13 protein-coding genes are annotated in these 10,878 nt (G+C 71.2%); 3 read left to right on the forward strand and 10 right to left on the reverse strand.

The genetic code is table 11. The annotated features are described in order from the left end of the window. Nucleotides 1-2: 2 nt before the first annotated feature. Complete coding sequence (locus ASD59_RS08970) at nucleotides 3-776, reverse strand: YebC/PmpR family DNA-binding transcriptional regulator (RefSeq protein ID WP_055831003.1); 774 nt, start codon at nucleotides 774-776, stop codon at nucleotides 3-5. Between the two features lie 170 nt (nucleotides 777-946). Between ASD59_RS08970 and ASD59_RS08975 the strand changes: the two genes are divergently transcribed. Continuing rightward, a complete protein-coding gene (locus tag ASD59_RS08975) occupies nucleotides 947-1,147 on the forward strand; it encodes a hypothetical protein (RefSeq protein ID WP_055831005.1) in 201 nt (66 codons plus the stop codon). Here the strand turns inward: ASD59_RS08975 and ASD59_RS08980 are convergent. Continuing rightward, nucleotides 1,144-1,581: an acyl-CoA thioesterase gene (locus ASD59_RS08980; RefSeq protein ID WP_055831007.1), complete on the reverse strand. Its 438-nt coding sequence runs from the start codon at nucleotides 1,579-1,581 to the stop codon at nucleotides 1,144-1,146. The two genes, ASD59_RS08975 and ASD59_RS08980, sit on opposite strands and share 4 nt — an antisense overlap. 135 nt (nucleotides 1,582-1,716) lie before the next feature. Between ASD59_RS08980 and ASD59_RS08985 the strand changes: the two genes are divergently transcribed. Then, on the forward strand, nucleotides 1,717-2,841 hold the full coding sequence (locus ASD59_RS08985) for a zinc-dependent alcohol dehydrogenase family protein (RefSeq protein ID WP_055831009.1): 1,125 nt from the start codon (nucleotides 1,717-1,719) through the stop codon (nucleotides 2,839-2,841). On the opposite strand, the gene ASD59_RS08990 is transcribed toward ASD59_RS08985, so the two are convergent. Both ASD59_RS08990 and ASD59_RS08995 read right to left on the reverse strand, forming a co-directional pair. Beyond that, nucleotides 2,838-3,590 (reverse strand): SseB family protein, encoded by a 753-nt coding sequence (locus tag ASD59_RS08990; RefSeq protein ID WP_055831011.1) that lies wholly within the window; start codon nucleotides 3,588-3,590, stop codon nucleotides 2,838-2,840. The genes ASD59_RS08985 and ASD59_RS08990 overlap by 4 nt on opposite strands. Nucleotides 3,591-3,714: 124 nt before the next feature. Further along, nucleotides 3,715-4,266: an OmpA family protein gene (locus ASD59_RS08995; RefSeq protein WP_055831013.1), complete on the reverse strand. Its 552-nt coding sequence runs from the start codon at nucleotides 4,264-4,266 to the stop codon at nucleotides 3,715-3,717. A gap of 449 nt (nucleotides 4,267-4,715) precedes the next feature. Between ASD59_RS08995 and ASD59_RS09000 the strand changes: the two genes are divergently transcribed. Beyond that, nucleotides 4,716-5,390 (forward strand): hypothetical protein, encoded by a 675-nt coding sequence (locus ASD59_RS09000; RefSeq protein WP_156376986.1) that lies wholly within the window; start codon nucleotides 4,716-4,718, stop codon nucleotides 5,388-5,390. 11 nt (nucleotides 5,391-5,401) lie between these two features. Here ASD59_RS09000 and ASD59_RS09005 read toward each other — a convergent pair whose 3' ends face one another. The 6 genes from ASD59_RS09005 to ASD59_RS09030 all read right to left on the reverse strand — a co-directional run bounded on the left by ASD59_RS09005 (nucleotide 5,402) and on the right by ASD59_RS09030 (nucleotide 10,860). After that, nucleotides 5,402-6,169 (reverse strand): NYN domain-containing protein, encoded by a 768-nt coding sequence (locus ASD59_RS09005; protein ID WP_055831018.1) that lies wholly within the window; start codon nucleotides 6,167-6,169, stop codon nucleotides 5,402-5,404. A gap of 64 nt (nucleotides 6,170-6,233) precedes the next feature. Further along, nucleotides 6,234-6,800, reverse strand: a complete 567-nt coding sequence (locus ASD59_RS09010; protein ID WP_162246628.1) for a fasciclin domain-containing protein — start codon at nucleotides 6,798-6,800, stop codon at nucleotides 6,234-6,236. Between the two features lie 26 nt (nucleotides 6,801-6,826). After that, nucleotides 6,827-7,786 (reverse strand): hypothetical protein, encoded by a 960-nt coding sequence (locus tag ASD59_RS09015; RefSeq protein ID WP_055831022.1) that lies wholly within the window; start codon nucleotides 7,784-7,786, stop codon nucleotides 6,827-6,829. 168 nt (nucleotides 7,787-7,954) lie between these two features. Then, entirely contained in the window at nucleotides 7,955-9,793 is a 1,839-nt protein-coding gene (locus tag ASD59_RS09020; protein WP_055831025.1) for an LVIVD repeat-containing protein, read from the reverse strand. A 23-nt stretch (nucleotides 9,794-9,816) separates the two neighbouring features. Then, a complete protein-coding gene (locus tag ASD59_RS09025) occupies nucleotides 9,817-10,491 on the reverse strand; it encodes a DUF305 domain-containing protein (protein WP_156376987.1) in 675 nt (224 codons plus the stop codon). A gap of 3 nt (nucleotides 10,492-10,494) precedes the next feature. Then, nucleotides 10,495-10,860 carry a hypothetical protein gene (locus ASD59_RS09030; protein WP_055831029.1) on the reverse strand — a complete coding sequence of 122 codons (366 nt, stop codon included), beginning with the start codon at nucleotides 10,858-10,860 and terminating at the stop codon, nucleotides 10,495-10,497. Between the last annotated feature and the right edge of the window lie 18 nt (nucleotides 10,861-10,878).

The raw sequence follows: 10,878 nt of genomic DNA on the forward strand, positions 1-10,878 counted from the left end.
CCTCAGCCCGCGTACTTCGCCATGTCCTCGTCCGAGATGTCCTCGTTCGAATAGACGTTCTGCACGTCGTCCTCGGCGTCCAGGGCGTCGAGCAGCTTCATCAGCGTGCCGACCGCCTCGCCGGTGACCGGCACCTCGGTCTGCGGGCGCCAGACCAGGGCCGTGGACTTGGCGTCGCCGAGGATTTTCGACAGGGCCTCGGCCACTTCGTTCAGGTCCTCGAACGTCGTCCAGATGGTGTGGCCCGGCGCGTCCTCGTAGATGTCGGGCTTGACCAGATCGCTCTCGACGTCCTGGGCGCCGGCCTCGATGGCGGCCTCCATGACCGCGTCCTCGCTGCCGGCCTCGGCCGGGTAGATGATCCGGCCGACGCGGTTCCACATGAAGGCGACGGAGTTCATCTCGCCCAGCTGGCCGCCGTTCTTGGTGAAGCAGGAGCGGATGTTGGAATTGGCGCGGTTGCGGTTGTCCGTCAGGGCCTCGACGATGATGCCCACGCCGCCGGGGCCCCGCCCCTCGTAGCGGACCTCTTCCATCGTATCGACATCGCCGCCCGCGGCCTTGTTGATGGCCCGCTGGATCACGTCGCGCGGCAGGCTTTCGGCCTTGGCGTTGTTGACCGCCAGACGCAGGCGCGGGTTCATGGCGATGTCGGGCATGCCCAGCTTGGCGGCCACGGTGATGTCGCGCGACAGCTTGGAGAACAGCTTGGAACGCTGCGCATCGGCGCGTCCCTTGCGGTGCATGATATTCTTGTATTTGGAATGGCCGGCCATGAAGCTCTCTTGAAGTGGGCGCTATCGTTCGCCGCGCGGCGGCTCGCTGCATGAGCGCGGACGGCGTCGGATGAGCCCGCGCATCTAGCCGAAGCCGCGTGCGCTGTCACGACACAGGAACCGCCCGCGCCCCGGGACATTCTTCCTGCATCCCGAACGGAGCCGTTTCCATGACCGCCGAAGACGTCATCTACGACGCTGACCTGTACGCCGACGGCGACCTCGACGAGGCCGACATCGTCGAGTGGTACGAGACCCGGCCCGTCTCCGTGTCGACCGCCGTCGCCGCCGGCTCGATCATCGCCGCCTTCACCCTCGGCGCCCTCACCGCGGTGGGCGCCCTGGCCCTGATGGGCCGGCTGGACGACTAGGCCTTCAGGCTCTCCAGAAAGCCGCGCATCTTGTCGTCCACCGGCACCGGCCGCTTGGTTTCGCGGTCGACATAGACGTGGACGAAATGGCCGACGGCGGCGGCGTCTTCCTCGTTGTTGCGGAACAGGCCGATTTCGTAGCGGACCGAGCTGGTGCCCACATGGGCGACCCGCACCCCGGCCTGGATCTCGTCCGGGAAGGCGGTCGGCGCGAAATAGCGGCAACCCGTCTCGACCACCAGGCCGATGGTCGTGCCGTGGTGGATGTCCAGCACGCCGTTGACAACCAGCAGCCGGTTCACCGCCGTGTCGAACCACGAATAATAGACGACGTTGTTCACATGGCCGTAGACGTCGTTGTCCATCCACCGCGTGGAGATGGCCTGGAACCGGCGATAGTCGCCGCGTTTCGTGCGCTCGATCGTACCCGTCATGAAGTCTCCCTTGGCGCTATCGCTCGGCGCGCGGCGCCTCGCTGCTTGAGCGCGTTGTTTCCCCGGCGCGTCTGTGCGCGCTTGAGGGCAGCCTTGGGCTTGGCGGAGGCGGCGTCAAGCGCCTAGCGTGCCCGCATGCAGACCACCGCCGCCGTTCTCCGTACCCTGGGCGCCCCCCGCCCCTATGCGGACAGCCTCCCGCTCTCGATCGAGACCGTGACGCTGGACGCGCCCGGCCCCGGCGAGGTGCGGGTCGCCGTCAAGGCCGCTGGCCTGTGTCATTCGGACCTCAGCGTCATCAACGGCGACCGGCCCCGCCCCCTGCCGATGGCCCTGGGCCACGAGGCTGCGGGCCTGGTCGAGGCGCTGGGGGACGGCGTCACCGACCTGGCCGTCGGCGACCATGTCGTCATGGTCTTCATGCCCTCCTGCGGCCACTGCAACCCCTGCGCCGGGGGCCGCCCCGCCCTGTGCGAGCCGGGCGCCGCCGCCAATGGCAGGGGCGAGCTGCTGACCGGCGGTCGCCGCATTCATGACGCGGCGGGCGACCTGAACCACCATCTGGGCTGCTCCGCCTTCGCCGGCCATGCCGTCGTCTCGCGCCGCTCTCTGGTCAAGATCGACGCCGACCTGCCGTTCGAGCACGCGGCCCTGTTCGGCTGCGCGGTCCTGACCGGGGTCGGGGCGGTGGTGAACACCGCCGGGGTGCGGGCCGGCCAGGGCGTCGCCGTGGTCGGCCTGGGCGGAGTCGGCCTGTCGTCGGTACTGGGCGCCCTGGCGGCCGGCGCCGCTCCCGTCGTCGCCGTCGACCTGTCCGAAGACAAGCTGGCGCTGGCCCGAACCCTCGGTCCGGTGCAGACGGTCAACGCCGGCGACGCGGACGCCGTCGAACAGGTCCGCGCCCTGACCGGCGGCGGGGCCGATTTCGTGTTCGAGATGGCCGGGTCTGTCCGGGCGCTGGACGCCGCCTGGCGGATGACCCGGCGCGGCGGGACCACGGTCACCGCCGGCCTGCCCCCGCCCGAGGCCGCCCTGGCCGTCAACGTCGTCTCGCTGGTCGCCGAGGAACGCACCCTGAAGGGCAGCTACATCGGAACCTGCGTGCCCAGCCGGGACATCCCCCGCTATGTCGCCCTGTTCAGACAGGGGCGCCTGCCGGTCGATCGCCTGTTGACCGGCGTCATCCCCCTGTCGGACATCAACGCCGCCTTCGACCGGCTGGCCGACGGCCAGGCGGTGCGGACCGTCGTGCGGTTCTAGACCAGCTTCAGACCCACGCCCGGCTTGCCGTCCGGCTTGCCGACCGAGACGTCCAGCGTTTCAACGCCGAACTGCAGGCCGCGCACGGCGCGCGCCGCCAGGGCCTTCATCTCGTCCGCGGGCCGGTCGGAACGGATGTCGAGGAACCAGCCGATCCGGCCGATGTCGGGCCAGATGGCCCGCGCCAGCCACACCCCCTCGACCATCGGGGCCTTGAAGTTGTCCCGGATCACCTGCGTGAGCATGACGGGTTCGTTTTCGGGCTCGACATCATGCAGTTCGACCCGACCGGAGACGGGGTAGAACGACGGCAGCTGTTCGTGCTCCAGCACGGCCTTGATCTGGTCGGGGTTGAGCAACAGACCCTTGCCGTCCTCCGGGTTCAGCAGCACCACCGAATCCTTCAGAAGGCTGAGCAGGGCTCGCCCCTGCATGGCGAGGATGCGCGCGTCCTCGCCGAACACCCGGGTCGCCCGGCTGGGATCGGTGAACAGGCTGACGCTGTCGCGGCCGTCGTTCAGCACCAGGCCCCGCAGGATCAGCTGCTCGCCCTGGCGCAGCACCTTGCTCCCGTCGTCGCCGGGGGTCCCGCCGGGGCCCTCGGGATCCGGCACGGCGTACAGGTCGGCCTCGAGCATCACCCGTTCGAACCACCCCATGCGCGAGGCGTCGGCCAGAGCCTCGTAGAGGGCCTCCTCCAGCGGGTTCAGGGGATTGTCGGTGAAGACGAGGGGCTGGGCGTCGGTCATGGTCTACTCGGCGTCGAAGGGGCCGACACAAGAGGCGAGCCGGGGCGCGCCGTCAATCGTCTGCCTCCGCCGCCCGAGCGGGCGGCCGGCCCCGAAGGTCCGGCCGCCCGTGTGCGGGGTCGTCCTAGCTGAGGACGACGATCGCGACGCGCCGGTTCTGGGCCCGGCCTTCCGGCGTCTCGTTCGGGGCCACCGGCGATTCCTCGCCATAGGAGATGGTCGCCATCCGGTTCAGGGCGATGCCCTGGCGGCTCAGCGAGCGGCGGACGGCCTCGGCCCGGGCCTCGCCGAGCTGATCGTTGTATTCGGCGTCGCCGCTGGCGTCCGTATAGCCCTGGATTTCCAGATAGACGTTGCGGTTCTCGCCCTTGAGACGCTGGGCCAGTTCTGCCAGCCGCTGTTCGGCTTCGGGCGAGAGGGCGTGGCGGTCGGTCGGGAATTTGACCGAGTCGTCCGACAGCACGACTTCGTAGAGGAATTTGCCTTCCGCCAGCTTGTGGGCCGCATTGGCCCGCTCAAGCGCCTGTCCGGCCGTGCCTTCGACCTGGGTCACCCGGTTGTCGACCACGGCAAGATTCTCACGCACGAATTTGTGGCTGGCGCAGCCGCTGGCGGCGAGGCCGAGGGCGAGAACCACGCCGGTCATGGCCGTCGTCCTGAGTTTCGATCGGGTCAAGTGTCGTCTCCTGATGGGCGGGGCGCCGCTCCCGCATAGGTGCGCGGACCTGAACCTGCCGTAACCCGGACGGCGGAGTGATGACCCGCATAGGGCCAAAACGCGTCACCTTGACCATTAGCTGAGCCTTACCGCCCGGGGGCGGCGGACGCCCTTCCGGCGCCACCTTGTTGACGCGGGCGGATGGTCTTCAGGTCGGCGCGGGCGCAATCAGGCTCGCCGGTCGAGACGTCCAGGTGCCGCCAGACCCCGAGATGCAAACCGGAAAATCACCCGGTGCGGCCGTATCGGCTCCGCGCCGCCCCGCCCCGTCCGGACGCCGGATGCGGGCATGGGCGCCCGCCGTCGCGCTGAGTCTGTCGGCACATCTGACGCTGTTTCTGGTCCTCGCTTCCTCTTCCCCGTCCCCGATCACAATTGTTCCGCCCGCGCCCGAACCGAGAGCCGTTGTGGTCACCCTGACCCGACCGCCCCCTCCTCCGCCGCCGCCCACGGCTCCGGTCATCGCCGAACCGCCCCCCGGTCCGCTCACGGCCGAGCCTGCCGCCGCTGCTTCGCCCGCTCCGCCGCGCCCGGTTCCGGCCCGCGCCGCGCCGCGCCCCCGGCCGGTTCGCACGCCACCGCCGCCCGACGTCCCCGCCCTGCCCGCCAACCCGGCTCCCGTGGTCGCCCCCATGGCCGTGATCGGCGAGGCCCAGCTGGCCGGCGCCCTCCGGGCCGGGACGGGTCAGGGCGGCGGTTCGGGATCGGGCGGCGGCGGGGGCGGCGGCGCGGGCGCGGGAACCGGCGGCGCCTGCGACATGGTCCGGCGGCTGCAGGACGCGCTGCGGGCCGACCCCGAGGTGCGCGCCGCCGTAGCCCAGGCCCATCGCGCCATGCCGGCCTCGGGTCGGGCCATCCTGGTCTGGAACGGCGACTGGATCCAGGACCCGACCCAGGCGGGCAAGGGTCTGGCCGGGGTGCGCCAGGCCATCGCCCTGGAGGTCGCCTTCGCGCCGCGCGAATGCCGGACCCAGGCGATGCGCGGCCTCGCCGTCATCGCCTTCGCCGACGGACCGGGCGCGCCGCGGCTGGCGCTGGGCGGCGGCGCTTGGCGCTGGTCCGACCTGCTGGGCGCGCGCTAGGTCCCGGGCGATCAGGCCTTGTCGCGGATCCGCATGGCCCCGCCGGCGGCGCCGGTCTGGACTTCGAACCGCCCGGTTCCCCGGATCAGGTCCGACAGCTTGGCGCAGCCGTAGGTGCGCTGGTCGAAGTCGGGATAGGCGTTGCGCAACCGGTCGCCGAGGCCGCTGACCGTGACCCAGCCGTCGCCGTCCTCGTCCATGTCAGCGATCACCGTGGCAATCAACCGGGCCGCCTCGGCCGGCTTGCGCTTGCCGGGGGCGGGGGCCGGCGTGGGCGCGGGCCCCGCCCCCGTGGTCCGGCGGCGCGGCGCCGGCGACGCCTCCTCGCCTGCCGGCGCGCTGAGGTTCTCGGTGTAGATGAAGCGGGTGCACGCCTGGCGGAAGCTTTCGGGCGTCTTCTGCTCGCCGAAGCCGAAGACGTCGACGCCTTCCTCGCGGATGCGCGACGCCAGCCGGGTGAAGTCGGCGTCCGAAGAGACCAGGCAGAAGCCGTCGAACCGGCCCGAGTGCAGCAGGTCCATGGCGTCGATGACCAGGGCGATATCGCCCGAGTTCTTGCCCTTGGTGTTGGCGAAATTCTGCTGCGGCTGGATGGCGTACCTGGCCAGGACCCGCGTCCAGCCGGCGATCTGGGCGCTGGCGAAATCGCCGTAGATGCGCCGCGCCGAGGCCTCGCCAAGGGTGGCGATCTCGGTGAACAGGGCCTCGGCGATCCGCGCCGAGGCGTTCTCGGCGTCGATCAGAACGGCAAGGCGCGGGGCCTTTCCTTCAGCAGGCATGGCGGGGGTCCTCGGTTGGAGCGACGGCACCTGTCGCCCCGGTCGCGCCCCGGGTCAATGCCGGCTAGCCCGCGGGGGCGGCCGTGGTGCGGACCAGAAGACCGTCGACCGGCTGGACCACGCCGTTCGAGGCCACGGTCTCGTCGCCGGTCAGGCGCGCGCGGGCGCCGTTGTCGCCCGACACGATCACGGAGTCGCCGTCCTTCGAGAAGGTCAGCAGGGTGTTGGCCATGGTGCGCATCTCGGCGGCGCCCGAGCCGTTGCGCTCGATGGCGGCGACGATGTCGGCGCGGGTCAGGGCGCCCGGCACGATATGGGCCCGCAGCATGGCGGCGCCCTGGGCCTTCATCGCCTCGTCGCCGAGATCGCCGGCCGAGGCGGCGAAGGCGGCGTCCAACGGGGCGAACACCGTATAGGGGCCCTTGCCCGCCAGCACGTCGCCGAGAGCGGCGTTGTCCAGCACGCGTTCCAGCGTGCCGAACGACCGGTCATCCTTCAGCGTCGCCGCGATGGTCCGGTTCGAGGGGGCGGCGGCCTTGCCCGCGCCGTCAGCCTTGCCCGTGCCCTCGCCGCAGGCGGTCAGGGCCATCACGCAAAGGGGGGCCAGCGCCCAGCGCATCGTTCGTGTCATGCTCATGCTCTCTGTCGGGTCAGGGATCAGGTCAGCAGCTGGATGACGGCGGTCACCAGCTGGGTCTTGGGGTCGGCCTGATACACATAGCCGTCGTTGTAGCGGTACATGGCGTTGGCGTTGTCGACGTACTGGTCCCGGTAGGCGGCGGGCACGTTGTAGACGTCGTAACCGCTGGGCAGGGGCTGGCCGACGCTGAGGTTCTGGCCGGTCAGCAGGGCCGCGACCTGGCTGATCATCTGCGTCTGCGGATCCACGCCGTAGAGGGCGCCGTCGGCATAGCGGTAGTCCTGGCCCTGCGGCAGGCCGAAATAGCTGGAATAGTAGTCGGGCGCCGGCTGGTAGGCATATTGCGACGGCCACGCCGCGCCGGGCGCCAGCGCCCCGCCCAGCACGGGCAGATAGCCGAGCAGCGAACCCTGCGGGTTCATGCGGTACAGATAGCCGTCCTCGTAGCGATAGCGCGACTCGTCGCCGGCCCGGCGCCACAGCGATTCATAGCGGTCGACGCCGGCGGCGGCGGCGATCCGGCGCGCCTGGCCCGGAGGCAGGCAGCCGTTGTCCTTCTTCGCCAGTCCGGGCGGGCAGCCGGCGATCAGGCCGCGGTCGTCGTCGCGGTTGAAATAGACCACCGGGCGGCCGTCGCGGGTCTGGAAGACCTGACGCGCGGCCTCGCGGCGCATTTCGCGGCGGTCGTCGCGGTCATCGTCGTCCCCGCGCCGGTCGCGCACAGCCTCGACGGCGCGGGCGGCCCGGACCTCGGACCGCGCGACGCGGGGCGTCTCATTGCGGCCCGGACGGTCGTCGCGTCCCCGGCCCCGGTCGTCGTCGTCGCGGCCGCCGCGGTCGTCGCCGCGGTCCTGCTTGCCGCCTTCATGGCCGCCGTGGCCGCGACCGTTTCCGTTGCCGTGGTCCTGGGCGAGGGCGGCGCCGGGCGCGGCCAGGGCCAGAAGAAGGGCGGTGGTGATCGGAACAAGCTTGTACATGGGGTTACTCTTTCAGTTCCCCCTCACAACGTCCCCGACCGGACGGTGTTCCCTCGCCGGCCGCAAGGACTCCGCCGCGCGCCGCCGTCAAGCGGCGCACGGCAGGCCCGTCCGGGCCGGGCCGACAGGCGCAGCCGGATCGGAAACCCGGCCGCGACTCCCGCCCTGTTACCCCGCCCGCCGTCCGAACATCCCGGCCAGCGCCGTCATTCGGCCCTTGTCGGCGCCGGTCGCCCGTTCCGCCGCCGCGTTGAGGGCCGCGGCCAGGTCGGCCGCGCCGCCGCGGTCGTCCGCGCTGCGGCGCCACTGGTCGACGCCGGCGCGGATGCGCGCGGTCAGGGCGGCGTCGGCGGTCGGCGAGCGCATGATCTGGTCGAGATAGGCCTGGGCCACGTCGGGGCTGTCGGGCCAGCTGACGCGCATCTGGGTCTGGGGGTTGATGGTGTCGGCCCGGACGCTTTCAGCCGCGGCGATCTCGGCCGCCGACAGATGTTCGCCGGGGACCAGTTTCAGCACGTCGAGGCCGCGGGCGATCTCGCTGGCGTAGATGCGGCCGTTGAGCCAGTAGGCCGACCAGTGGCCGGCGACGTACATCTTGCCGGTCTCGAGCGGCCCGCGGTCGAAGAAGGCGATCTCGACCGGCCGGGTCGCGTCGGTGAAGTCCATGATCGAGACGCCGCCCTGATACCAGGCCTGGACCATCAGGTCGCGGCCGGGGACGGGGATGACCATGCCGTTGTGGGCGACGCAGTTCTGGTCGGCGGGCTGGGCCGAGGGCAGTTTGTGGAAGGCGCGGCCGCGCAGGGTGCGGTTCTCGATGGTGGCGACCATGTTGGCGCCCCAGGTCGAGGGATCCTCGGCGCGGCAGCGGGCGCTGGTGCCGCCGCCCCACTCGTCGGTGAAGACGACCTTGTCGCCGGCGTTGTTGAAGGTGGCCGAGTGCCAGTAGGCCATGTCGGGGTCGAAGATGTCGGACACCCGGGTCGGGTTCCGCGGATCCGAGATGTCCAGCAGGATGCCGTTGCCGCTGCAGGCGCCGGCCGCCAGGCCGATGTCGGGATAGACGGTGATGTCGTGGCACTGGTTGGTCTGGGCGGTGCGCTGGCTGGCGATGCCGGCGGCGCCGCCGCGCCACAGGCCGGCGACGCGGCCCGTCTGGCTGTCGGCGAAGATGCGCGGGCGGTTGACGATGGCGGCGTCCTGCGGCCGGTCCAGCGGCACCTCGATGACGTCGATCGAGAACAGGGCGGTGTCGGGGTTCTGGTCCGGCTGGCCGTCGGTGCAGATGGACAGCTCCTCGGTCTTGCGCACGTTCGAGGTGCCCGAGTTGTAGATGTAGAGCCGGCGCGGGTCGGTCGGGTGCGGGACCAGGGTGTGGGTGTGCGAGCCGCGGCAGGTCTGGACGGCGGCGATCTGGCGCGGGGCGTTCAGGTCGCTGATGTCGAAGATGCGCACGCCGCGGAAGCGGTCGGCGTTGACCTCGCCCGTGGCGGCGGTCGTGCCGCAGTCGAGGCGGGCGCGGTTCTCTTCCACCGACATGAACAGCAGGTCGCCGTGGATGGAGACGTCGCCCTGGCCGCCGGGACAGACCACCGACATGACCAGCCGGGGCGCGCCGTCGGTCACGTCATAGGCGTTGAAGCCATTGAAATTGCCGAGGAACAGCTTGCCGTCCGACATCGCCATGTCAGTGTTGGCCAGGGCCAGGGGGCCGTATTTGGGGTTGTTGCGCATCCGCGCCTGGAAGGCCTCGGCCTCGGCCTGGTTGGTCGGCGGGGCGAACAGGGCCTCGGGGTCGAAGAAGCCGGGAGCGGGCTCGACCGAATATTCCAGCGCCATGCCCGAGGCCAGCTGGCCGGCGTCCCGCAGGCCGCCGCTCAGGGCGCTGCGCGCGTCGGCCGTGATGACCTGGGCCGCGGGCGCCTGGGCCTGGGCGGGGGCGAGGCCGGCGCCCATCAGCACGCCGAGGGCGGCGACAGTGGAAAGCAGGGTGCTGCGAACGTTCATGGGCCGGTCCTTCGGGTGCGGGTTCAGAGGTCTGAGAGGAGGGATTGCATGCGCAGGATCTCCGCCGACTGGTCGGAGACGACGGAGGCGGTGAAGTCGGACAGCATGGTGTCTTCGGCGGCGCCGTCCGTGGCCAGCAGGGCGTCGACCATGTCGAGGGCGCCCTGATGGTGCTGGATCATGCCCTCGAGAAACAGGCGGTCGAAGGCGGGGCCGCGGGCGGCGGCCAGGGCCTGCATCTGCGCCGGTGACAGCATGCCGGGCATGACGGGCGTGTCGCTGGCGGGCATGGCGGGGCCGGCGTGGGCGGCGTGGGCGGAATGATCCATGCCGGCGTGGCCGGACATGCCCGGCATCTCCAGCGGCTGGCCGCGCCCGGTCAGCCAGTCGCGCATGATGTCCATCTCGGCCTGCTGGCTCAGGGCGATGCGGCGGCCCATCAGCTTCACCGTCGGACTGGCGCCGCGGGTCTCGAGCAGCCCGACCATCTCAACGGCCTGGGCGTGGTGGACGATCATATGCTGCAGGAAGGCGACGTCGTCGCCGGTGAAGGTCGAGCGGCTCAGAGCCACCGCCTCGCCGGGGGTGATGATCCGCGCCGCCGCGCCGGGTGCGCCGGGCTGGAAGATCGGCGGCGTCTGCGGACCCGGCTGGGCCGCGATCAATCCGGCGAGGAGGAGGCCCGGCAGAAGGGTCAATCGCTAGCCCGCCGTGCCGACGGTGCTGAACTTGCCGTCCTGCAGATGGCCGATGACCCAGTTCATGGTCCGCCCGCCGGAGAATTTGACGGCCCAGGTCTCGACCCGGCCGTCGGGGGTGTCCTGGGCGCTGACGAAGGTCACCGATTCGATGGCCCCCATGGCGCTCAGGCCCGGAGCCATGCCCTCGATCTGGCCGTTGCAGGCGTCCAGCAGGGACGCCGCCATCAGCGCCTCAAGACAGGTTCCGGCGGCGGCCTCGGTGACGATGCGGTTCAGCTGTTCGCCATACTGGCCGTCCTGGGCCATCGCCGGGAACGCCATCAGCCCCGCCGCCGCCACGCCGGCCAGGATCACACGGATACGCATTCGGTCTGCTCCCTGCCC

The organism is Brevundimonas sp. Root608, from assembly GCF_001427825.1.
GTDB lineage: Bacteria > Pseudomonadota > Alphaproteobacteria > Caulobacterales > Caulobacteraceae > Brevundimonas.

Bases quoted from the DNA above. Each gene is read 5' to 3' on its own strand.
- ASD59_RS08970 (WP_055831003.1), bottom strand. From the start codon at position 776: ATGGCCGGCCATTCCAAATACAAGAATATCATGCACCGCAAGGGACGC.
- ASD59_RS09010 (WP_162246628.1), bottom strand. From the start codon at position 6,800: ATGACACGAACGATGCGCTGGGCGCTGGCCCCCCTTTGCGTGATGGCC.
- ASD59_RS09030 (WP_055831029.1), bottom strand. From the start codon at position 10,860: ATGCGTATCCGTGTGATCCTGGCCGGCGTGGCGGCGGCGGGGCTGATG.
- ASD59_RS08990 (WP_055831011.1), bottom strand. From the start codon at position 3,590: ATGACCGACGCCCAGCCCCTCGTCTTCACCGACAATCCCCTGAACCCG.
- ASD59_RS08975 (WP_055831005.1), top strand. From the start codon at position 947: ATGACCGCCGAAGACGTCATCTACGACGCTGACCTGTACGCCGACGGC.
- ASD59_RS08980 (WP_055831007.1), bottom strand. From the start codon at position 1,581: ATGACGGGTACGATCGAGCGCACGAAACGCGGCGACTATCGCCGGTTC.
- ASD59_RS09015 (WP_055831022.1), bottom strand. From the start codon at position 7,786: ATGTACAAGCTTGTTCCGATCACCACCGCCCTTCTTCTGGCCCTGGCC.
- ASD59_RS08985 (WP_055831009.1), top strand. From the start codon at position 1,717: ATGCAGACCACCGCCGCCGTTCTCCGTACCCTGGGCGCCCCCCGCCCC.
- ASD59_RS09005 (WP_055831018.1), bottom strand. From the start codon at position 6,169: ATGCCTGCTGAAGGAAAGGCCCCGCGCCTTGCCGTTCTGATCGACGCC.
- ASD59_RS09020 (WP_055831025.1), bottom strand. From the start codon at position 9,793: ATGAACGTTCGCAGCACCCTGCTTTCCACTGTCGCCGCCCTCGGCGTG.